At 74.9% G+C, this 22,643-nt stretch carries 13 protein-coding genes; 8 read left to right on the top strand and 5 right to left on the bottom strand.

The genetic code is table 11. From position 1 onward, the window contains the following. The first annotated feature begins 56 nt into the window (after nucleotides 1-56). Together K2F47_RS23215 and K2F47_RS23210 are read left to right on the top strand one after the other, a co-directional pair. Entirely contained in the window at nucleotides 57-572 is a 516-nt protein-coding gene (locus K2F47_RS23215) for a CGNR zinc finger domain-containing protein (protein WP_242907041.1), read from the top strand. Between the two features lie 107 nt (nucleotides 573-679). Beyond that, a complete protein-coding gene (locus K2F47_RS23210) occupies nucleotides 680-1,987 on the top strand; it encodes an FUSC family protein (protein WP_242907039.1) in 1,308 nt (435 codons plus the stop codon). A 78-nt stretch (nucleotides 1,988-2,065) separates the two neighbouring features. Here K2F47_RS23210 and K2F47_RS23205 read toward each other — a convergent pair whose 3' ends face one another. Further along, nucleotides 2,066-3,523, bottom strand: a complete 1,458-nt coding sequence (locus K2F47_RS23205) for an LVIVD repeat-containing protein (protein WP_242907037.1) — start codon at nucleotides 3,521-3,523, stop codon at nucleotides 2,066-2,068. Between the two features lie 219 nt (nucleotides 3,524-3,742). Here K2F47_RS23205 and K2F47_RS23200 point away from each other — a divergent pair, with 219 nt between their 5' ends. Next, entirely contained in the window at nucleotides 3,743-5,272 is a 1,530-nt protein-coding gene (locus K2F47_RS23200; RefSeq protein WP_242907035.1) for a peptide ABC transporter substrate-binding protein, read from the top strand. Here the strand turns inward: K2F47_RS23200 and recD2 are convergent. Beyond that, complete coding sequence (recD2, locus tag K2F47_RS23195) at nucleotides 5,262-7,505, bottom strand: SF1B family DNA helicase RecD2 (protein ID WP_242907033.1); 2,244 nt, start codon at nucleotides 7,503-7,505, stop codon at nucleotides 5,262-5,264. The two genes, K2F47_RS23200 and recD2, sit on opposite strands and share 11 nt — an antisense overlap. Nucleotides 7,506-7,628: 123 nt before the next feature. Here recD2 and K2F47_RS23190 point away from each other — a divergent pair, with 123 nt between their 5' ends. After that, nucleotides 7,629-9,767 (top strand): M28 family peptidase, encoded by a 2,139-nt coding sequence (locus K2F47_RS23190; protein WP_242907032.1) that lies wholly within the window; start codon nucleotides 7,629-7,631, stop codon nucleotides 9,765-9,767. On the opposite strand, the gene mtnA is transcribed toward K2F47_RS23190, so the two are convergent. Continuing rightward, the gene (gene mtnA, locus K2F47_RS23185; RefSeq protein WP_242907030.1) at nucleotides 9,757-10,794 is read right to left on the bottom strand and encodes an S-methyl-5-thioribose-1-phosphate isomerase; all 1,038 of its coding nucleotides are present in this window, start codon (nucleotides 10,792-10,794) and stop codon (nucleotides 9,757-9,759) included. The two genes, K2F47_RS23190 and mtnA, sit on opposite strands and share 11 nt — an antisense overlap. Nucleotides 10,795-10,942: 148 nt before the next feature. Between mtnA and imuA' the strand changes: the two genes are divergently transcribed. Genes imuA' through K2F47_RS23170 form a run of 3 tightly spaced genes read left to right on the top strand, consistent with a single transcriptional unit; the run spans nucleotide 10,943 to nucleotide 16,509 of the window. Continuing rightward, complete coding sequence (imuA', locus tag K2F47_RS23180) at nucleotides 10,943-11,662, top strand: DnaE2-dependent mutagenesis accessory factor ImuA' (protein WP_242907028.1); 720 nt, start codon at nucleotides 10,943-10,945, stop codon at nucleotides 11,660-11,662. Beyond that, complete coding sequence (locus K2F47_RS23175) at nucleotides 11,659-13,218, top strand: DNA polymerase Y family protein (protein WP_242907026.1); 1,560 nt, start codon at nucleotides 11,659-11,661, stop codon at nucleotides 13,216-13,218. The genes imuA' and K2F47_RS23175 overlap by 4 nt, the downstream gene beginning before the upstream one ends. 15 nt (nucleotides 13,219-13,233) lie before the next feature. Further along, complete coding sequence (locus K2F47_RS23170) at nucleotides 13,234-16,509, top strand: error-prone DNA polymerase (protein ID WP_242907025.1); 3,276 nt, start codon at nucleotides 13,234-13,236, stop codon at nucleotides 16,507-16,509. 125 nt (nucleotides 16,510-16,634) lie between these two features. On the opposite strand, the gene K2F47_RS23165 is transcribed toward K2F47_RS23170, so the two are convergent. Beyond that, nucleotides 16,635-18,062 carry a polysaccharide deacetylase family protein gene (locus K2F47_RS23165; protein ID WP_242907024.1) on the bottom strand — a complete coding sequence of 476 codons (1,428 nt, stop codon included), beginning with the start codon at nucleotides 18,060-18,062 and terminating at the stop codon, nucleotides 16,635-16,637. A 300-nt stretch (nucleotides 18,063-18,362) separates the two neighbouring features. Here K2F47_RS23165 and K2F47_RS23160 point away from each other — a divergent pair, with 300 nt between their 5' ends. Continuing rightward, the gene (locus K2F47_RS23160; protein WP_242907022.1) at nucleotides 18,363-20,336 is read left to right on the top strand and encodes a protein kinase domain-containing protein; all 1,974 of its coding nucleotides are present in this window, start codon (nucleotides 18,363-18,365) and stop codon (nucleotides 20,334-20,336) included. An 8-nt stretch (nucleotides 20,337-20,344) separates the two neighbouring features. Here K2F47_RS23160 and K2F47_RS23155 read toward each other — a convergent pair whose 3' ends face one another. Beyond that, entirely contained in the window at nucleotides 20,345-22,519 is a 2,175-nt protein-coding gene (locus K2F47_RS23155; protein ID WP_242907020.1) for an MMPL family transporter, read from the bottom strand. Nucleotides 22,520-22,643: the final 124 nt, after the last annotated feature.

Here is a 22,643-nt window from a genome sequence, read left to right as displayed (position 1 = left end):
ATGGCATGGGAGCGGGAGCCGGGGCAATGCGGATCACTGGGTACAGGAGCCACGGGGTGGCCGCCGCCGTGGCGCTGGTCAACGCGGTGACCAGCGCGGGCGGTGACGCCTCGGAGGACGCGCTGCGCCGCGTCCTGCGCGACAACGAGTTCTTCTGGCAGGAGTTCGAGGCGCGCGACGCCGAGGAGTTCCGCCGCTGGGGCCGGACACTGCGCCCCTTCTTCGAGGCCGCCACGGTCGAGGACGCGATGCGCCTGCTCAACGAGCTCATGCTGGAGGTCCCGATGCACCCGCACCTGGCCGAGCACGAGCCGCACGGGCTGCACATGCACTACGCGCCGCCCTCGTCGCGGCTGCCGCACCGCTTCCGCGCGACGACGCTGATGAACCTCGCCGAGCTGGTCGTCGAGCACGGCCTCGGCCGGACCGGGGTGTGCGCGGCGGACGGCTGCGACCGCGTCTACGCCGACACCTCCCGCGCGGGCCGCCGCCGCTTCTGCTCCGAGACCTGCGCCAACCGGACGAACGTGGCCGCCTTCCGCGCCCGGCACCGCACCGAACCGGAGTTTTGACCGGTTTTTTCTTTTAGGACGGGAAGGATCGGGGACCTGACCTCATTGAGCGAATTGTCCGATTGGACGGCTCACCGCCGACCACGACCCCACACCCGATTGCACCGATGCCGCTCGCTTTCCTTCGCCGAGACCGCGCCGACCGTCCGCCGATCCAGGTGGCGACGGAGGCGCTGCCCACCGCCTACCGCATCGCCCGCCTGACCCTCACCGCCGTCGCCGCGTTCGTGCTGGCGCTGCTGGTGCTGCCCAAGGGCGGCCCGCAGCCGCTGCTGGCGCCGCTGACCGCGCTGCTCGTCGTCCAGTACTCCGTGTACGAGACGATCAAGTCGAGCGTGCTGCGGGTCGCCTCGGTGACCTCGGGCGTGGCGGTGGCGGTGCTGTTCGCCAGTACCGTCGGGTTCTCCTGGTGGAGCCTCGGGCTCGCGATCGGCGCCGCGCTGGTCATCGGGCACGTGCTGCGGCTCGGCGACCACATCCTGGAGGTGCCGATCAGCGCCATGCTGATCTTCGCCCTGGGCGCGGCGAGCGAGTCGGGGGCGGCCGAGCGGTTCCTGGAGACGCTGGTCGGCGCGGCGACCGGGCTGGCGGCGACGCTGCTGGTGCCCTCGGTGCGGGTGCGTCCCGCCGAGGAGGCCGTCCAGGACATCGCCGAGCGGCTGCGCGAGCTGATCGAGGACATCGCGGGCGGCCTGGACCGCGACCCCGAGCCGGGCCAGGCGGCGCACTGGCAGGACCAGGCCGAGCGGCTCGCCCGCGACCTCGCGCGCACCGACCAGGCGCTCGGCGCGGCCGAGGAGAGCGTCCGGCTCAACCCGCGGGCGCGGCGGCTGGTGGACGCGGGCGTCGCGCTGCGCGACGCCGTCGAGACGATGGAGCACTTCACGCTGTCGCTGCGCGGGCTGACCCGGTCGCTGGCCGACGACGAGCGGCTCGGCCGGCACGGGCGGCTGCTCACCGACCCGGTGCTGCGCCCGAAGCTCGCCGACGCCCTCGCCGGGATCGCCGAGAGCATCGCCGCCTACGGCCGGCTCGCCCGCTCCGACCTGGACCGCGACGCCCGCCCGTTCAAGGCCGAGCAGGATCTGGAGGTCCGCGTCGACATCGCGCGGGAGCGCCGTGCGCGGCTGACCCGCGAACTGCACGAGCGCGCCGCCTCCGGCGACCCGTGGCCGCTGTACGGGGAGGTCACGATGAACCTCGACCGGCTGCTCGGGCACCTGCGGGTCGAGCGCCGCGCCCGCGCCCGCGAGCACTGGCGCCGGCACCGCGACGCGACCCGGCACCTGCCCGAGCGGCCGGTGCAGGTCGTCCGGGAGGCGGGGCACCGGCTGCGGCGGGCGGCCGAGTCGGCGGTGGCCGCCGCCGAGCGCAGCTCCCGGGACTCCGACAACCCCTACCACTACCACCGGTAGCGCCGTTCCCCGCCGGGGGCGGGGGGCGGAGACCCGCCCCTGGGGGGTTGGGACGGGCCTCCGCGCGGGTGGGGGGTGTCAGCGGAAGGTCGGCTCCAGGACGTCGATGCCCCGGGTGTTGTCGGCGACGTAGACGTACCTGCCGTGCCAGTACGGCTGCCAGGACGAGGCGTCGGCGGGCCGGTAGTAGGCGATCTGCTTCGGGTTGGTCGGGTCGCGGACGTCCAGGAAGCGGGTGCCCTGCGCGTAGAACGACTGGGCGATCACGCCGTCGCGGACGTCGAAGTAGTGCGCGGAGCAGCCCTCCTGCTTGGGATTGGGGTCGCTGCCCTCCTTGCCCGCGACGCCCCAGGTGGCGACCGTCTGGAGGCGGAACTTCTTCTCCGGCGTGGAGCGCCAGCCCTGGCCGTCGTAGGAGCCGCGCAGCGAGACGATGACGAGCAGGCCGTCGTTGGCGCAGCCCTCGTTGAACGTCTCCTCGGTGACGTAGAGGAGCTTGCCGTTTCCCCAGCGGCGCGGGTCGGCGGCCTGGTTCCTGGTGCGGCCGACGGCGCGGTAGCTGTTGTGCATGAACGTGGAGTTCGTCGTGGCCTCGTCGAGCCCGCCGCCCGCGTACGGGACGGGGTCGACGGCGCTCGCGCGGCGCCACGTGCGCTTCAGCGGGTCGTAGTGGCGGCCGGTGGTGTAGTAGCCGCGGACGCCGCCGCGCCCGGACGCCCACGCGACGCCGTCGGAGTCGACCTGGATGTCGTGGGTGTAGTCGGTCTTGCCGTCGTTGCGCCCGGTGTCGATCGGGTCCTTGTGGACGATCGGCTTGGCCGGGTCGCGGACGTCGGTGACCCACACGGGCCGGCCGCCCCAGTCGGCGGGCATCCAGGCCGCCTTGGACGGGCCGCCCGTCCACAGGTACCGGCAGTCGTTGACGCACGTGGTGGTGTGCCCCGCCGGGACCTTCACGTAGGTGATCTGGCGCAGGCTCTCGGGCCGCGACGCGTCGATGACGTAGACGCCGGACTCGCCGGTGGCGGTGTCGCCGCCGAACGCGCGCGGGTCGCGGGAGAGGTAGATGATCTTGCGCTTGGGGTCGAAGTCGGTGTCCTCGGTCTCCCACATGCCGGGCATGTTGAGCTGCCCGACCAGCTTGGGGACGCGGGGATCCGCGGTGATGTCGTAGGCCTTGAGCCCGAACTGGCCGGTCGCGTACATCACCGTGCGCTTGTGGCGGCCGTGCCCGTAGTCGATGAACATGAGCGAGATCGCGCCCTTGGCCTCGGGGACGCCGCCGACCCGCCGCACGTTCTTGATCGACTCGGTGGGCTCCGGGTCGCTGGTGTTCCCGCGGTTGTAGTGGCCGGAGTGTCCGCCGGTGCCCTCGCCCTGCGCCGCGGCCTTGGCTCCGCCCGGCGGGGATCCGGGCTCGGGCGGGCACGCCCAGGCGGTGCCGGCCATCAGCGCCAGCGACGCCGCGACGGCGCCACCGCCCTGGGCCAGCCGTCGTGTTCTGCGTGAGGTGCGGTGGTGGTCACGGGGGGGCATGGGCGCCTCACTTTCGAAACGATCTGCGCAGCGTCAGTGTGACGAGTGGGCGAACCGTGATCAACAGGGCGGTATGTCACGAATTGGCAACAGGAGCGTAAGGGCAGATGATGCCTGTCAAGATCGGCGGGGCGGTAGGCCCATGGTCGCTCTTCCACCGTCGCCGGACGGTGCCGTACGCTTCCCCGCGTCCCGCCCCCGACCCCCCGGGAGAGGCCGTTGAAGAGCGCCCCGCGCACCGCCGCCCTGGTCACCGGTGCCGTCGCGATGCTGGTGGCCCCGGTGGTGGCGCTCAAGGCGTGGAGCGATCCCGCCGACCCGCGGATCTCGGTCGGCGCGGCGGCGCCCGCGACGCTGCTGCCCGGCGACGTCCGCGACACGACCGGCCGGATGGTCGCGACCGCGGTGTGGACGGGCCTGATGGCCTACGACCCGGCGTCGGGCGCGCCCGTCCCGGCCGCCGCCGAGTCGGTGACGAGCGGCGACCGGAAGGTCTGGACGGTGCGGCTGCGCCCCGGCGGCCGGTTCTCCGACGGCACGCCGGTCACCTCGCGCTCGTTCACCGACGCCTGGACGGCCGTCCTGCGCGAGAACTGGGCGGGCGCGCGGCTGTTCACCGACGTCGCGCGGGTGAAGGGCGCCCGCGAGCCCGGCGCGGACGGTGTCGCGGGCCTGAAGGTCAAGGACGACCGGACGTTCGAGGTCACGCTCGACGGCCCGCTGAGCGGGTTCCCGGCGCTGCTCGGCGACCCGGCGTTCCTGCCGATGCCGGACGCCGTGCTGAAGTCGCGGGACTGGGCGTCCTACGCGCGCATGCCGGTCGGCAACGGCCCGCTGCGGATCACGGCGCGGACCGGCGACGAGATCGTGCTGCGGCGCCCCTCCGGCGGGCGCGAGGTCGTCGTGCGGACGATCGCGGACGCGGCGCGCCAGTACCGCGCCGTCCAGGGCGGTGACCTGGACGTCGCGACGGCGGTGCCGCCCGCGCGGCACGAGTCGATGGACACCGACTTCCGCCGCCGGCACCTCACCGTCCCCGGCCGGAGCATGACCTACCTGGCGTTCCCGGCGCCGGTGGCGCGGCTGTACTCGCCCACCGTGCGGACGGCGCTGTCGATGGCGATCGACCGTCCGGCGGTGACCGAGGGCGTGCTCGGCCACCAGTACTCCCCCGCCGACTCGCTGGTCGCGCCCGGCATCCTGCCGGGGCACCGCGACGGCCAGTGCCGGCTGTGCCTGCACGACTCGCAGGCCGCGAGCGCCGCGTTCAAGGACGCGGGCGGGCTCACCGGGCCGCTGCGGATCTGGTACCAGACGGGCTCGGGCGACGAGGGCTGGGTGAAGGCCGTCGCCGCGCAGCTCCGCAAGGAACTCGGGCTGGACGCGCGCCCGCAACCCGTCGCCGACCTGCGCAAGGCGGTGGACGACCGCCGGGTCGACGGCCCGTACGCCGTCCACGCCACGGCCGCCTACCCCGCGCCGCTCGCGTCCCTGACGCCCCTCCTGGACGCCGGGACCGGCTACGACAACCGCTACGCGACCGACCTGCTCGCCGAGTCGGCGGAGGCCGCGTCCGCCGAGGACGGCGTGATCCCCGCGCGGCTCGCCGAGAGCGCGCTGCTGCGCGACATGCCCGCGATGCCGCTGTGGTCCGCGCACGACCACCTCGTGTGGTCCGAGCGGGTGCGCGGCGTCGCCTCGAACGCCTTCACCGGCCTGCGCCTGGACCGGCTCAGCATCAAGAGCTGAGGCGGTGGGCGAGCGCGGTGTGGCGGCGTCCCGCGCCCGCCGTGCGGACGGCCGCCGCGAGCGCGCGCGGCGACCCCACCAGCACGACCAGCTTCTTCGCCCGGGTGACGCCGGTGTAGAGGAGGTTGCGGCGCAGCATCGTCCACGCGCCGGTGGTGAGCGGGATGACGACCGCCGGGTACTCGCTGCCCTGCGAGCGGTGGATGGTGATGGCGTAGGCGTGGGCCAGCTCGTCCAGCTCGTCGAAGGCGTAGTCGACGCTCTCGTCCTCGTCGGTGCGGACGGTCAGCGTCTGCTCCTCCGGCGACACGGCGGTGACGACGCCGACCGTCCCGTTGAACACGCCCGCCTCGCCCTTGTCGTAGTTGTTGCGGAGCTGGGTGACCTTGTCGCCGACCCGGAAGACGCGGCCGCCGTAGCGGCGCTCGGGACGCGCGTCGTCGTGCGGGGTGAGCGCCTCCTGGAGCAGCGTGTTCAGGGCGCCCGCCCCGGCGGCGCCCCGGTGCATCGGCGCGAGCACCTGGACGTCGCGGCGCGGGTCGAGGCCGAACCTGCGCGGGATGCGGCGGGCCACGACGTCCACGGTCAGCTCGGCGGCCTCGTCCTGCTCGTCGCAGGGGAACAGGAAGAAGTCGTCGTAGCCGCGCGTGTGCGGGTGCTCGCCGGAGTTGACGCGGTGCGCGTTGACGACGATGCCCGACCGCTGCGCCTGCCGGAAGACCCGGGTCAGCCGGACGCGCGGAATCGGCTCGGCGGCGAGCAGGTCGGCCAGCACCTCGCCCGCGCCGACCGACGGCAGCTGGTCGACGTCGCCGACCAGCAGCAGGTGCGCGCCGCGCGGGATCGCCTTCACCAGCTTGTTGGCGAGGATCAGGTCGACCATCGAGCACTCGTCGACGACGACGAGGTCGGCGTCGAGCGGGGTGTCCTGGTCGAACTTCGCGTCGCCGCCCGGCTGGAGCTGGAGCAGCCGGTGGACGGTCGCGGCCGGGTGCCCGGTCAGCTCGGCGAGCCGCTTGGCCGCGCGTCCGGTCGGCGCCGCCAGCACGATCTTGGCGTGCTTGGCCGCCGCGAGCTCCACCACCGAGCGGACGGTGAAGCTCTTGCCGCAGCCCGGCCCGCCGGTGAGCACCGCGACCTTGGAGGTGAGCGCGAGCTTGACGGCCTCCTCCTGCTCGGGCGCGAGGGCCTGGCCGGTGCGCTTCTTCAGCCAGGGCAGCGCGCGGTCCCAGTCGACGTCCGCGAACGCCTTGAGCCGGTCGTCCGGCGCGTCGAGCAGGTCGCGCAGGCCGCGGGCGAGCGAGCGCTCCGCGCGGTGGAAGGGGACGAGGTAGACGGCGGGGATCGTCGCCGCGTCCTCCCCGGCGCCGGGGATCGGCTCGCGGACGACGCCCTCGTCGCGGGCCAGCTCGTCCAGCGCCGGGACGATCAGCTCGCGCGGCACGCCGAGGATCTTCTCGGCGGAGGTGACGAGGTTGGGCTCGGGCAGGAAGCAGTGCCCATCGTCGGCGGCCTCCGACAGCGTGTACTGGAGCCCGGCCTTGATCCGCTCGGGGCTGTCGTGCGGGATGCCGACGGCCTGCGCGATCGTGTCGGCCGTCTTGAACCCGATCCCCCACACGTCGGCCGCCAGCCGGTACGGCTCGCGCCGCACGGTGTCGATCGAGCCGTCCCCGTACTTCTTGTAGATCCGGACGGCGAGCGAGGTCGAGACGCCGACGCCCTGGAGGAAGACCATGACCTCCTTGATGGCCTTCTGCTCCTCCCACGCCTCGCCGATCCGCTTGGTGCGCTTCGGGCCGAGGCCGGGGACCTCGACGAGCCGTCCCGGCTCCTCCTCGATGATCCGGAGGATGTCGGTGCCGAAGTGCGCGACCATCCGGTCGGCCATCACCGGTCCGATCCCCTTGATCATGCCGGAGCCGAGGTAGCGGCGGATGCCCTGCACGGTCGCCGGGAGCACGGTCGTGTAGGAGTTGACCTCGAACTGCCGCCCGAACTTCGGGTGCGAGCGCCACCGCCCGGTGAGCCGCAGGCTCTCCCCGACCTGCGCGCCGAGCAGCGCGCCGACGACGGTGAGCAGGTCGGCGCCGGTCCGGTCGGTCGCGACCCGCGCGACCGTGTAGCCGGTGTCCTCGTTGGCGTAGGTGACCCGCTCCAGCACCGCCTCCAGCGTCACCGGCCCGGGCTGGTGCGACGGCGTGGCGGCGGGTGGGGTCGGGGGGCTCGGCACGACAATCATGATGGCCGATCCCGCGCGGGCGGTGGCCGGATCCGGCAGTTGATCTAGATCTTCGCCGATCCGCGACGTACGGTCCGGGCGCACCGTCCCCGCGAATATCCGGAGGTAACGCTGGTGTTCCGCTCTCGAACCCCGGCCCTCGCGGCGCTCTGCGCGCCGCTCGTCACATTCGCCGTCACGCTCGCCGGCGCGGTCGTCCCGCCCGCGTCCGCCTCGCCGGGCGGGGCCCCGCCCGGCGGGGACGAGCCGATCGCCGGCTTCACCCAGAAGAACGCCAGGTGGGAGCGGCAGTACGAGAAGCTGCTGAGCGGCATCCCGTCCGGAAAGCTGGCCCGGGACCTGGACGCCGAGCTGGCGAGTGAACCGGGGCTGGCGACCACGACCGGCGACTGGCGGCGCGTCCAGCGCATCGTCAAGCGGCTGAAGTCCTACGGGCTGCAACCCGAGGTCAAGACCTACTACGCGTACCTGTCGATGCCCAAGCGGGTCAAGGTCGAGATGACCGCGCCGCATCGCGTCTCGCTGCCGGTGAAGGAGAAGGCGCGCCCCTGGCAGAAGCACTTCGAGGACGTCATCCCAGGGCACAACGGCATGTCGCCGTCCGGGGACGTGCGGGGCGAGGTCGTATACGCCAACTACGGGCGGCCCGAGGACTTCGCGCTGCTCGCCGAGAAGGGCGTCTCGGTCAAGGGGAAGATCGTCCTCGTCCGGTACGGGTCGGTGTTCCGCGGCATCAAGCCGCGCGAGGCGGCCCGGCACGGCGCCAAGGGCGTGCTGATCTACTCCGACCCGGCCGACGACGGGTTCACCCGGGGCAAGGTGTACCCGGAGGGGCCGTGGCGCCCCGCCGACGGGATCCAGCGCGGCAGCGTCGCGCAGATCCAGCTCGCCGCGGGCGACCCCCAGACCCCCGGCTGGCCCGCGGTGAAGGGCGCGCACCGGATCGACCCGGCCGACGCGCCGATGCTGAAGGGCCTCGTCCCGACGATGCCGATCTCCTACGGCGCCGCCGAGCCGCTGCTGAAGGCGCTGACGGGCCCGGAGGTCCCGAAGGAGTGGCAGGGCGGGCTGAAGTTCCCCTACCGGTTCGGGCCGGGCGGCACCCAGGTCCACCTGGATCTGAAGAACACGTTCAGCGTCCGGCCGCTGTGGGACGTGACCGTGCGCATCCCGGGCAGCGAGCGCCCCGACCAGGAGGTCATCCTCGGCGCGCACCATGACGCCTGGACCTACGGCAGCTCCGACAACCTGTCCGGCGCCGAGAACGTCGTCCAGGTCGGGCGGGCGCTCGGCACGCTGCTGAAGCAGGGCTGGCGGCCGAAGCGGACGATCGTCCTCGCCACGTGGGACGGCGAGGAGTACGGGCTGTTCGGCTCCACCGAGTACGCCGAGGAGCGCGCCGGACGGCTCCGCAACGCGGTCGCCTACGTCAACATGGACGGCGCGGGCGGCTCGAACTTCGGCCCGGCCGCGACGCCCGCGCTGGACGGGTTCGTGGTGGACGCGTCCAAGGAGGTGCGCTGGCCCGGCACCGACGGGACGCTCTACGAGGCGTGGAAGGCGCAGAACAAGGGCAAGACGCCGATCTCCCGGATCGGCGGCGGCTCGGACTTCCAGGCGTTCTTCCAGCGCTACGGCGTGCCCGCGCTGGACCTCGGCGCGTCGTCCACGGGGTCGGGGGGCAACTACCACTGCTCCTGCGACGACTTCTACTGGATGTCGCACTTCGGCGACCCGACGTGGGAGTACCACGCGGCGATGACGCGGCTGGTCGGGATCTCGACGCTGCGGCTGGCCAACGCCGACGTCGTCCCGCTCGGGTACCGCCCGTACGCGACGGAGACCGCGCAGTACCTCGCCGACTTCACCGCCGAGCAGCGCAAGCGGCTCGGCAAGGTCGTCGTGGACGTCTCCCGCGACGTCGACCAGGCCAAGGCGTGGCAGCGCGCGGCCGAGGCGTTGCAGGCCCGCGCGGACGCGGCGCTGCGGGCGGGTGACACGGCCGGGTTCCGCCGCCTCAACGCCAAGATCATGCAGGCCGAGCGCGACCTGCTGACCTCGGCGGGGCTGCCCGGACGCCCCTGGTACCGGCACCAGATCTACGCGCCCGGCATCGACACCGGCTACGCCACGCAGCGGCTTCCCGCCCTGTACGACGCGCTGTTCGTCGACAAGGACCCGGGCACCGCACGGGCCTACGAGCGGCGCCTGAACGCGAGCCTGCGCGCCGCGACCCGCACCCTCACCCCCTAGCGGGACGGGCCGCCCCCGGCGTCTGCCCCGACGCCACCTCCAGGACGCCCGTCTCGGTGACCAGCGCGGTCACCAGGCGGGCGGGGGTGACGTCGAAGGCGGGGTTGTGGGCGGTCACGCCGTCCGGGGCGGTGGGCTCGCCGCCCCAGGTCAGCACCTCGGCGGCGGGGCGTTCCTCGATCGGGACGCCCCGCCCGTCGGGCAAGGCGGTGTCGATCGTGCTCCACGGCGCCGCGACGACCAGCGGCGCGCCCGCCGCCGCGCAGGCCAGCGCGACCCCCAGCGAGCCGATCTTGTTGGCGGTGTCGCCGTTGGCGGCGATCCGGTCGGCGCCGATGACCGCGACGTCGGCGAGGCCGCGCAGCAGCGTGCTCGGCGCGGCGCCGTCGGGCTGCACCGCGCACGGGACGCCCGCCCGCGCCAGCTCCCACGCGGTGAGCCGGGAGCCTTGCAGGAGCGGGCGCGTCTCGTCCGCGTAGACGATCTCGACGCGGCCCCGGGCGTGCAGCTCGCGGACGACGCCGAGCGCCGTCCCCCAGCCCGCCGTCGCGAGCGCGCCCGCGTTGCAGTGGGTGAGCACGCGCAGCGGCCGGTCGCCGAGGCGGCTCAGGATCCAGTCGGCGCCGAACGCGCCGATCGCCCGGTTGCCGCGCACGTCCTCGTCCAGGATCGCCTGCGCCTCGGCCACGACGGCCTCGACGCCCGCGCCCATCAGCGGGCGGACGCGGTCGACGCCGCCCGCGAGGTTCACCGCCGTCGGGCGGGCCTCCCGGACCCGGGCGACCGCCTCGTCCAGCGCGGCCTCGTCCCAGCCCTCGCGGGCGGCCTCGCGCATGGCGACCGCCACCCCGAACGCGCCCGCGACGCCGAGCGCGGGCGCGCCGCGCACCACGAGCCGCCGGATCGCGTCCACGAGCGTCCCGACGTCGCGGACCACGACGTACTCCACCCTGCCGGGCAGGACGGTCTGGTCCAGTAACCGCAGCCCGTCGCCCGTCCACTCCACCGTCCGCACCTCGGTCTCCATGAGCGGTCATTCTGCCGCAAATCCGCCCGAAGCCCGATGGGGACGGGCTTTGCGGGTGGTCGCGTTCCCCGGGTTGACCTGCGAGAACTTGACACAGATCGAATCTGTGTTCGAAATTGGTGCGGAGCGTTGGAGGGAGGGGACGACCGTGCCGGAGGCGGCGCTACGGGAGATCGCGGCCGGCGCGCCGGAGCCGTCCGGCGTGCCGGTGCTGCCCGCGTTGCGGGCGGTCGTCCCCGGCGGCGCCCTGCGGCCGGGATCGGTGGTGGGGCTCACCGGGCTCGGCGCGGCCTCGCTCGGCGCGGCGCTCGCGGCGGGCGCCACCGCGCCGGAGGGCGAGGACGGCGCGGGCGGCTGGTGCGGCGTCGTCGGGCTGCCCGACTTCGGCGTGCTCGCCGCCGCCGGGATGGGCGCGGCGCCCGAGCGGCTGCTGCTGGTCGACGAGCCCGGCGACCGCTGGCCGGACGTGGTGGCCGCGCTCGCCGAGGCCGTCGGCCTGATCCTGCTGCGTCCGCCGGAGCGGCCCGGCGCGGCGGCCGTCCGGCGGCTGTCGGCGCTGGCCCGCAAACACGGCTGCGTGCTGACGCTGACCGGCGCGTTCGCCGACGCCTGGCCGGGGACCCGGCTGCGGCTGCGGCTGGAGGACGTCGCCTGGCACGGCCTCGGCGACGGCCACGGACGGCTGCGCGGGCGCCTCGCCGACGTCGTCGCGGAGGGCCCGGGGCCGGCGCGGCGCGTCCGGCTGTGGTTCCCGGACGCGGACGGCGCGGTCACCCCGGCGGAGTCCGTCCCGGCGCTGAAGCCCGTGCCCGCTCCAGTGTCGGCGGGCGGGCCGGTGCACACGGTGGCCGGGGAGGAGATCGCGTGACGCGCGTGCTGGTGGTGTGGTGCCCGGACTGGCCCGCGACGGCCGCCGGGGTGGACGCGGCGACGCCCGGCGCGGCCGTCGCGCGGGGCCGGGTGGAGGCCTGCACGGCGGCGGCGCGGGCGCACGGCGTGCGGCGCGGGCAGCGGCTGCGGGACGCGCAGCGGCGCTGCCCCGAGCTGGTCGTCCGCGAGCGCGACGCCGGCGCCGAGGGACGGCTGTTCGAGGCCGTCGTCGCGGCCGTGGCGGAGCTGACGCCGAGGGTGGAGGTGGTGCGTCCCGGGCTGTGCGCGATCCCGGCGCGGGGGCCCGCCCGCTTCTACGGCGGTGAGGAGGCGCTGCGCGTCCTCGTCCAGGACACGGTGGTGGAGGCCGGGTACGACTGCGGGTCGGGCGTCGCCGACGGGCTGTTCGCGGCCGAGCTGGCCGCGCGCGCCGGGCAGGGCGGCGTGGTGGTGCCCGAGGGCGGCGCGGCGGCGTTCCTCGCGCCCTACCCGCTGTCGGTGCTCGACCGCCCGGAGCTGGCGGACCTGCTGCGGCGGCTCGGCGTGGCGACGCTCGGGGACTTCGCGGCGCTGCCGTCCGGGCACGTCGCGGGCCGGTTCGGCGCCGACGGCACGCTCGTGCACCGGCTGGCCAGGGGCGAGGAGCCGCGCCCGCCCGCACCCGTCCCCGGGGCCCCCGACCTGTCGGCGCGCACCGACTTCGACCCGCCCGCCGCGCACGCCGAGCAGGTCGTGTTCGCGGCCAAGCGGCTGGCGGGCGAGCTGCACGAGGGGCTCGCGGCGAGCGGGCTGACCTGCGTGCGGCTGGAGACCTCGGTCGGGTTCGCCGACGGGCACGTGCTGCGGCGGCTGTGGCGGCACGACGGGCGGCTTTCGACGCTGGCGGTGGCCGAGCGGGTCCGCTGGCAGCTGTCGGCGTGGCGGAGCGAGCGCCCGGTGCCCGGGACCGACGACGACGGCGTGGAGGCGCCGCCAGAGGACGGGGCGGTGTGGGGCGGTGTCACGTGGCTGGAGCTGGCACCCGACCAGCTCGTCCCGGACGTGGGCCGCCAGGAGGGCCTGTGGGGCGGGACGGCCGTCACCGACCGGATCGCGCGGGCGGCCGACCGCGTCCAGGCGCTGCTGGGCCACCACGGGATCACCCGTCCGGTGCTGGCGGGCGGGCGCGGCCCCGGCGAGCGGATCGTGCGGGTACCGGTCGGCGACCTGCCCCCGGCCGATGTGCCGGACGGCCCCTGGCCCGGCCGGGTGGGCGCGCCCGCGCCCGCCGCCGTCCCGCCGCGCGCCGCGCCCGCCGAGGTCGTGGACGCCGCCGGTGGCACGGTCGTGGTGTCGGCGCGCTGCGCGCTGTCCGCGCCGCCCGCCGCGCTGGCGTTCGGCGGCGGCACGGCGGCGGTGACCGGCTGGACCGGCCCGTGGCCCGCCGACGAGCGCTGGTGGGACCCGGCGCGGGCGCGGCGGCTGGCCCGGTTCCAGGTCGCCACCGAGGACGGCGCCGCCTACCTGCTCGCGGTGGAGGGCGGCCGGTGGCGCGTGGAGGCGTCCTATGACTGACCTGGCGAGGTCGTGATGGGGTGGAACAACCCGCCGGTGCCGTGGCGGGAGTTCGAGGAGCGGCTGTCGTGGCGTTCGTCCGCCGCGCCGGAGCCGCAGCCCGAGCCGGAGCCCGCACCCCGCCCGGCTCAGGTGGCGCCGGGGAGCGTGCCGTGGGCGGAGCTGCACTGCCACTCCTCGTTCAGTTTCCTGGACGGCGCGAGCCACCCCGAGGCGCTCGTGGCCGAGGCGGCGCGGCTGGGCGTGCAGACCATGGCGATCACCGACCACGACGGCATGTACGGGGCGGTGCAGTTCGCGCGCGCGGCGGACGAGGCGGGCATCGGCACGGTGTTCGGCGCGGAGCTGGGCCTCGGCCTGCCGGGGCCGCGCGCCGGGGAGCCCGACCCGGGCGGACGGCACCTGCTGGTGCTGGCGCGCGGCCCGGCCGGGTACGCGCGGCTCTGCTCGGCGATCACGACGGCGCAGCTCGCGGGCGGCCGCAAGGGCCGCCCGGTCTACGACCTGGACGCGCTCGCCGCCGCCCACGACGGGACGTGGGCGGTGCTGACCGGCTGCCGCAAGGGCCACGTCCCGGCGGCACTGGAGGCGGAGGGCCCGGACGCCGCCGAACGCGAACTCCGCAGCCTGATCGACATGTTCGGACGCGAGAACGTGTTCGTCGAGCTGGTCGACCACGACCAGCCGGACGACGACCACCGCAACGACGTCCTGTTCGCGCTGGCCGCGCGGGTGGGCGCGGGCGTCGTCGCGTCCAACAACGTGCACTTCGCCGCGCCGGGCCCGGACGCGCGGCTGGCGCAGGCGATGGCCGCCGTCCGCTCCCGGCGCGGCCTGGACGACATGGTCGGCTGGCTCCCGGCGGGCGGCACCGCGCACCTGCGCGGCGGCGCGGAGATGGCGGCGCGGCTGGCGCGCTTCCCCGGCGTCCGGGAGGCGACGGTCGCGCTGGCCGCCGCGTGCGCGTTCCGGTTCGGCGTGGTGGCGCCCCGGCTGCCCGACTGGCCCGTCCCGGACGGGCACACCGAGGCGAGCTGGCTGCGGCACCTCGTCGCGGAGGGCGCGCTGCGGCACTACGGCCCGCCGGAGGCCGAGCGCGTCCCCGGCGCGTACGCGCAGATCGCCCGGGAGCTGGACGTCATCGAGCAGCTCGGATTCCCCGGCTACTTCCTGATCGTCCACGACATCGTGGAGTTCTGCCGGAGGGAGCGCATCCTGTGCCAGGGGCGCGGGTCGGCGGCGAACTCGGCGGTCTGCTACGCGCTCGGCATCACCGGCGTCGACGCGGTGCACCACGGGCTGCTGTTCGAGCGGTTCCTGTCCCCCGGCCGCGACGGCCCGCCCGACATCGACCTCGACATCGAGCACCGCCGCCGCGAGGAGGCGATCCAGTACGTCTACGGCAAGTACGGGCGCGAGTGCACGGCGCAGGTCGCGAACGTCATCAGCTACCGGCCGCGGATGGCCGTCCGGGACGCGGCGCGCGCGCTCGGATTCTCCCCCGGCCAGCAGGACGCGTGGTCCAAGGGCATCGACCCGCGCGACCCGGTCGGCACCGAGACCGACGTGCCCGCGCCCGTGCTGGACCTCGCGGGCCGGATGCTGCGGCTGCCCCGGCACCTCGGCATCCACTCCGGCGGCATGGTGATCGCCGACCGCCCGGTCGGCGAGATCTGCCCGATCGAGTGGGCGACGATGCCGGGACGCAGCGTCCTCCAGTGGGACAAGGACGACTGCGCCTCCGCCGGGCTCGTCAAGTTCGACCTGCTCGGCCTCGGCATGCTCGCCGCGCTGCACGACTGCTTCGACCTCGTCGCCGAGCACCACGGCCGCCGCCACGACCTCCAGTCGATCCCGCCGGACGACCCGCGGGTGTACGAGATGCTGGGCGACGCCGACACGGTCGGGGTGTTCCAGGTCGAGTCGCGGGCGCAGATGGCGACGCTGCCGAGGCTGCGGCCCCGCGAGTTCTACGACCTGGTGGTGGAGGTCGCGCTGATCCGCCCGGGGCCGATCCAGGGCGGGTCCGTCCACCCCTACCTGCGCCGCCGCAAGGGCCTGGAGCCCGCGACGTGCCCGCACCCGCTGATGGAGCCCGCGCTGTCGCGCACGCTCGGCGTCCCGCTGTTCCAGGAGCAGATGATGCAGCTCGCCGTGGACTGCGCCGGGTTCACCCCCGCCGAGGCCGACCAGCTCCGGCAGGCGATGGGCGCCAAACGCGCTCCCGAGCGCGTGGAGCGGCTCCGGCGCCGCCTGCTGGACGGCATGGCCGAGCGCGGCATCCCCGCCGACGTCGCCGAGGACGTCTACCAGAAGATCCTGGGGTTCACCGGGTTCGGGTTCCCCGAGTCGCACGCGCAGAGCTTCGCGCACCTGGTGTACGCGAGCGCCTGGCTGAAGCGGCACTTCCCGGCGGCGTTCACGGCGGCGCTCGTCCGCAACCAGCCGATGGGCTTCTACAGCCCGCAGAGCCTGCTGGCGGACGCGCGGCGGCACGGGGTGGTGGTCAGGGGCGTGGACATCAACGCCAGCGACGTCCACCCGACGCTGGAGGAGCCCGTCGAGGTCGACAGCCCCCATCCGCACGCGCCCGACGAGGCGCAGCCCGCGATCAGGGCCGGGCTGGACGGGGTCCGCAACCTGGGCACCGAGACGGCGGAGGCCATCGCGGCGGGACGCCCCTACGCGAGCATGGAGGACCTGGCCCGGCGCGTCCCGGTGCCCGCGGCGGCGCTCGAGGCGCTGGCGACCGCCGGGGCGTTCGGCTCCCTCGGCGTGACGCGCCGCGAGGCGCTGTGGGCCGCCGGTGCCCTGGCGGGCTCGGGGCCCGGCCGGATCGAGGGCGTCACGCCCGGCGCCGAGGCGCCCGCGCTGCCCGCCATGACGCCGATCGAGGAGACGCTCGCGGACCTGTGGGCGACGGGCGTCTCGCACACCCATCCCGTCGCGCACGTCCGCGCGGCGCTGGACGAGCTGGGCGCGCTGTCGTCGGAGCGGCTCGCGGACGTCCCGGGCGAGACCAACGTCCTCGTCGCCGGGCTCGTCACGCACCGGCAGCGCCCGCCGACCGCGGGCGGCATGGTGTTCATCACGCTGGAGGACGAGACGGGGATCATCAACGTCGTGTGCCCGCCGCCGGTGTTCCAGCGGCACCGCGGCCTCGCCGTCGACGCGCAGGCGCTGCTCGTCGGAGGGCGGTTGGAGCGGGCGGACGGCGTCACCAACGTCCGCGCGACCCGGCTGCGGCGGCTGCCCGTCCCGGGCCGCTCCCGCTCCCGCGACTTCCATTGACCCGGCGTCACGCACCGGCCGTCACGCGCCGGGCACCACACGCCGGTCTCACGCGCCGGGCGCCGCATAACTGCTGTCACACGCCGGGCGCCACGCGTCACATAGCGGGTGTCACGCGCCGGGCGTCACATGCCGGAGAACTGGCCGCCGGGCTGGACCGTGCGGCCCGCCATCAGCTCCGAGACGGTCACGAACGTGTAGCCCTTCGCGGCGAGCCGCCTGAGGATGCCCGGGACGGCGTCCGCCGTCGGCCGGTGGCTCTCGTGCAGCGTGACGACCGCGCCCGGCCTCGCCCCCTCGACGACCCGGTCGGCGATCTTCCGCGCGCTCCGCTCGCGCCAGTCGCCCGGGTCGAGGCTCCACAGCACCTGCACCAGGCCGAGCGACTTCGCGACGCCCGCGACCGTGCTGTTCGTGGCGCCGTAGGGCGGCCGCAGCAGCGTGACGCAGTGGCCGATCGCGCGGCGCAGGACGTCCTGCGTCCGCTGCACGTCGGAGTTGATCTGCATGGTCGGGAGCCGGGTCAGGTCGCGGTGGCTCTGGGTCTGGTTGCCGAACTCGTGGCCCGCCTCGGCGGCCGTGCGGATCAGCGCGGGGTCGGCGGCGGCGTTGTCGCCGACCACGAAGAACGTGGCGCGGGCGCGGCGCTCCTCCAGCGCGCGCAGCAGCTCGCGCGTGTAGGGGCCGGGGCCGTCGTTGAAGGTGAGCGCGATGCACTTGGCGGCGGCGCAGTCCACCCGGGCGGGCGGCGGACGGGCCGCCGCGAGCTCGCGGGTGGGCGGCGGGCGGCCGACCGGGGGCGCGAGCGCGGCGTCCCGCGCCCGGCGTCCCAGCGCCGACAGCAGCGGCTCGGACACCGCGCGGTCGAGCGCGACGGCGACGCGCCCCGCCGACCCGGGCGCCACCGTGTAGTCGCTGAACTCCACCACCAGGTCGCCGTCGTCGTTGAAGCCCAGCGAGGGGAACGTCTGCGGGTCCGGCCGGACCTGCGCCGGGTTGGCCCGCGAGCCCAGCCGGTCGCGGACGTGCCGGGCGAGCGCGGCCAGCCCGACACGGCCGGAGATCAGGTCGGCGGAGGGGTGCGCGGTGCGGGTCACGCCGTCGTACCAGAGCGTGCGCCGCGCCTCGCCGCCGGAGGTGCCGAGGAACTGCCAGGTCACCAGCCGCACGCCCACGATCCGCCGGGACGCGGCGGTCAGCGACCACTGCACGTTCAGCTCCGGCACCCCGCCGCCCGGCAGCGGCTCGGCGTCGGCGGTGTGGGCGGTGAAGGGGCGGATCTGCTCGTCCACCAGCGCCGCGAGCCGCTCGGTCAGCGGCTCGGCGCCCCGGACGCGGGGGTAGGCGGCGTAGACGCGGCGCGCCGCGCCCTGCTCGACGCGCGTCACGGCGGTGACACCGGGGACGGCGGCGGGGTCGACGGCGCGGACGGTGGTGTCGTCGGAGGCGGCGCGCGCGGGACGGTCGGCGTTCCCCGAGCAGCCCTCGACCAGCGGCAGGCAGAGCAGTACGGCCGCCGTCGCGGCCTTCGCCCGGGTCCATGGGCCGATCACGGGTTCTCCCCACCGAGCCGCACTGGTTCGATCTTGAGTTGATCCGACTGGTCCGCAGAGTATGCCCGCCTGTGCGGCGGGGATCTCCGTCTTCGGGACGGGTGACGGAGTTTTGCCGTGCGCCGGGCCGGACTTGAGCAACCGTTGACCTTTTCCGGCGCGTTCCCGAGGGGAACCGAAGTGGATCCGGAGTGGCCGGGACGCCCCGTCCTCTGCCATCGTTGGGTGCCGGAGGGGGCCGCGTGCCGTCGCGTGGGCGGCCGCCGAGACGCGGCTCTCCGGGGGGCGAAAGGAACGCCTATGGAGAGCCCGCGATCCCGTCCGTCTTCCGGGGCCGCCGCCCCGGAAGAACTGCGCGCGGACGACCCCGCCCAGGTCGGCCGGTACCGGATCGAGGCCAGGATCGGCGCGGGCGGGATGGGCGCGGTGTACCTCGGCCGCGACCCGGCCGGGCGGCCGGTCGCGGTGAAGGTCGTCCAGCCCGAGCTGGCGAGCGACCCGATGTTCCTCGCGCGCTTCCACGACGAGGCCGCCAACGCCCAGCGGGTCGCCTCGTTCTGCACCGCGCAGGTCCTCGAACACGGCGAGGACGGCGGCCTCGCCTACCTGGCCACCGAGTACATCGACGGGCCCACGCTGCTCCAGCACGTGCGGGAGAACGGCGCGCTGTCGCCCGGCATGCTGCACGGCGTCGCGGTCGGGGTGGCCGCCGCGCTCGTCGCCATCCACAGCGCGGGCCTGGTGCACCGCGACCTCAAGCCCGGCAACGTGCTGCTGTCCATCACGGGCCCGCGAGTGATCGACTTCGGGATCGCCCGCGCGCTGGAGGAGCCGAGCGCGCACACCCGCACCGGCCAGGTCATCGGCACGCCCGGCTTCATCGCGCCCGAGCAGATCCTCACCCAGCAGGTCAGCCCGGCCGTGGACATCTGGGCCTGGGGCTGCCTCGTCGCCTACGCCGCCGGCGGGCGCAACCCGTTCGGGCAGGGCTCGTTCCAGATCATGGCGGCCCGCGCCGTGCACGCCGAACCGGAGCTCGGCGCGCTGCCCGCGCCGCTCGCCGGGCTCGTCCGCGCGTGCCTGGCCAAGGAGCCGGAGCGGCGCCCGTCCGCCCGCGACCTGCTGCTCGCGCTGGTCGGCGGCGGCGACGAGGCCGCGGTGACCAGCACGCTCGGCGAGTCCTGGTCCCCGCCGCCGCCCGCCCCCCTCCCGCCGCCGCGCCCGCCGGAACCGGTCACCATGCCCCCGTCCCCCGCGCCGACGCTCGCCGAGCCCCTCCCGGCGGCGCCGACTCCCCCGGCACCGCTTCCCCCGGTGCGCGCCGCGCGCAAGGCGGGGCGCGGGCGGTTCGTCCTCGGCGGAGCGCTGTTCGTCGCGGGGGTCGTGGTCATCACGGCCGGCGCCTACCTGCTCCTGGGAGGGGATGAGAAGGAGAAGCCGGGCTCCCATGCCTCCCCCGCCGCCACCGGCTTCCCGACCGGGCCGATGCTCGTCCGGATCGACACCGCGCCCGGGTGGCCGAAGACCTGCCACGCCGACATCGGCACCTACCGGGCCGGGGACGCGGCGCCGAAGCCGCTGGTCCGGGGCTCGGCGTGCGACATGCTGCCCGTCCGGTCGCCCGACGGCAGGTACATCGCGTTCACGCAGAGGGAGGGCCTCCGGTCGTCGGCGTGGGTGATGGACGCGGACGGCGGCCACCAGCGGAAGATCACCGACATCGCGGGCGGGCGGGTGACCTGGTCGCCCGACGGCACCAGGCTCGCCTACGTCGGCGACACGCGCATCGGCCAGCTCCTCACCATCACGGTCAGCGGGCGCACGATCACCCAGCTCACCAGCGACGCGTCCGCCAAGGACGACCCCATGTGGTCGAGGACCGGGCGGCTCGTGTTCTGGAGCAAGCGCGACGGCGTCGAGCAGCTCTACACCCTCGATCCGGACCATCCCGCGAACCCGTGGACGCGGCTCACCCGGGACGGCGTCCGCTCGGTCGACCCCGCGTGGTCGCCGGACGGCTCCATGATCGCCTACACGCGCGGCGCGTCCGGGGAGACCGACATCTGGGTGATGAAGGCCGACGGGAGCGGCGCGCGCCCGTTGGCGCGGACGGACGCGAGCGAGATGGACCCGGGATGGTCCCGCGACGGACACTGGATCTGCTATGTCCGGGGGGCGCTGGAGAAGCCGGAGGTCCGTGCCGCCCGCGCGGACGGCACGGGCGACCGATCGGTCACCCCCGCGGGGAGCACGTTCGGTCACCCGAGCTGGTAACCCCGCGGTCAGGGTTCGCTGTGCCCGGCCGTGGCCGCCTCCCTCGGCGGGACGGGCGGCTCCTCGGCGCGCGGGCGGGCCAGGGCGCTGGGCCACCACAGGTGCCGTCCGACGTCCAGGTTCAGGGCGGTGACCAGCACCGACCGGACGACGAAGGTGTCCAGCAGCACCCCGAACGCGACCGTGAAGCCGAGTTCGGTGACGAACACCAGCGGCAGCGAGCCGAGCGCGGCGAACGTCCCGGCGAGGACGGCGCCCGCCGAGGTGATGACCCCGCCGGTCGCGGCGAGCCCGATGAGCGCGCCGCGCCGCGTCCCGTGCCGCTTCGCCTCCTCGTGGACGCGCGTCATCAGGAAGATGTTGTAGTCGGTGCCGAGCGCCACGAGGAACACGAACGTCCAGAGCGCGAACGACGGGTCGGCCGAGGGGAATCCGAACACGTGGTCGAAGACCAGGGCACTCACCCCGAGCGCCGCCGCGAACGACAGCACGACGGTCGCGACCAGCAGCAGCGGCGCGACCAGCGAGCGCAGCAGCACGGCGAGGATCAGCAGCACCACGACGAGCACGACCGGGATCACGACGTTCTGGTCGTGGTGGGAGGCGTCGCTGATGTCGAGCGTGACCGCGGTGCCGCCGCCGACCTCGGCGTCCGCGCCGGGGACCGCGTGCACCGCGTCGCGGGCGCGCTCGATCGCGGTGAACCCGCTCTGCCCGTCGGGCGCGGCGGTGAGCGTCCCCTCCAGGTAGACGAGGCCGTCGACGGGACGGCCCGGGTCCTTCCCGGCGAGCCGCACGTCGGTGATGTCGGGTACCCGGGTGAGCGCGGCCTTCACGGCGTCCTGCGTCCCGGCTCTGGCGACGACCTGCACCGGTGACCCGCTGCCCGCCGGGAAGTGCTGGACGAGGGCCTCCTCGCCGACGACCGAGTCGGGCTTGCCGGAGCTGAAGGCGTCCTTGCTGGGCAGCGAGCCGGTCTTCAGCCCGAACAGCCCGAACGCGAACGCGCCGAGCACCACCGCCGTGGTCAGCCACGTGACGCGGGGGCGGGCGGCGACGAACGTCCCGACCCGCGCCCACGTGCCGCTCTCGGTCGGCTCGGGCGTGCCGTACCGCGGCCGCCGCGGCCAGAACACCCACCGCCCGCAGACGACCAGGAGCGCGGGCAGCAGCGTGACCATCGCGGCGAGCCCGACGACGACGCCGACCGCCATCACCGGCCCCATGCTCTTGGTCGAGCTGAGCGTGGCCATCAGCAGGCAGAGCATGCTGATCGCGACGGTGGAGCCGCTCGCGACGATCGCGGGCCCGGCGCGGTGCAGCGCGATCGCCATCGCCTCGTGCCGGTCGCGGTGCCGCCGCAGCTCCTCCCGGTAGCGGGCGATCAGCAGCAGCGCGTAGTCGGTCCCGGCGCCGAACACGAGGACGGTGAGGATGAAGGCGGCCTGCCCGTTCACGGTGAGCCCGGCGTGCTCGGCCAGCAGGTACACGACGGCGTCGGCGGCCATGAGCGCGATGCCGACGCACAGCAGCGGCGCCAGCCACAGGATCGGGCTGCGGTAGGTGATCAGCAGGATCGAGATGACGATGGCGGCGGTGATGAACAGCAGCGTCTTGTCGAAGCCGGAGAACACGTTGCTGAAGTCGCCGCCGTACCCGGCGGGCCCGGTGACGTGCGCCTTCAATCCGGGGGCGCCGTGCTGGACGATGTCGCGGTAGTCGTCCACGGCGGGGCCGAGCAGGTTCCAGCCGTCGTTGCCGACCTTGACGTTGACGATCGTCTGGATGGCCCTGCCGTCCTTGGCGAGCGTCGGGCCCTGCACGTTCTCGGTGATCCCGTGCGGCGGTCTGGAGCCCTTGGGGTCGCCGGTGACGGCGCGGAGGCGCGCCACGTCCGCCGCCGCCTTGGCCTGGTCGGCGGCGGTCACGGGGGCGCCGTCGCGGTGGTAGACGACCACGGCGGGGAAGGTGTCGGCGGGGACGAACTTCTCGGACGCGTCGACGACGCGCGTCGACTCGGCGTTCTTGGGCAGCCACGACGACGCCTCGTTCGTCTGCGCGTCGGTCAGCTTGCCGGCCAGCATGCCGCCGACCGGGAGGATGAGCAGGACCCAGATCGCCACGACGACGAACTTGCCGACCCGGCCGCAGGGCAGGGAGGACAACCGGTTTGCGTCCGCCATGGATCACCAACTCCTCGGGTGTGTGCCGCCGCGCTACTTCCTACGTCGACACCTCCCGAGCGTCAAGACATATCGCGTTCCTTCATGGATCATTAAAACGGACATACCGGCATCACGCGCAGGT

Source organism: Actinomadura terrae (assembly GCF_022751215.1).
Lineage (GTDB): Bacteria > Actinomycetota > Actinomycetes > Streptosporangiales > Streptosporangiaceae > Spirillospora > Spirillospora terrae.
Note: the sequence above shows the minus strand (reverse complement) of the source record. Positions and strands in the feature narration are given on the sequence as shown.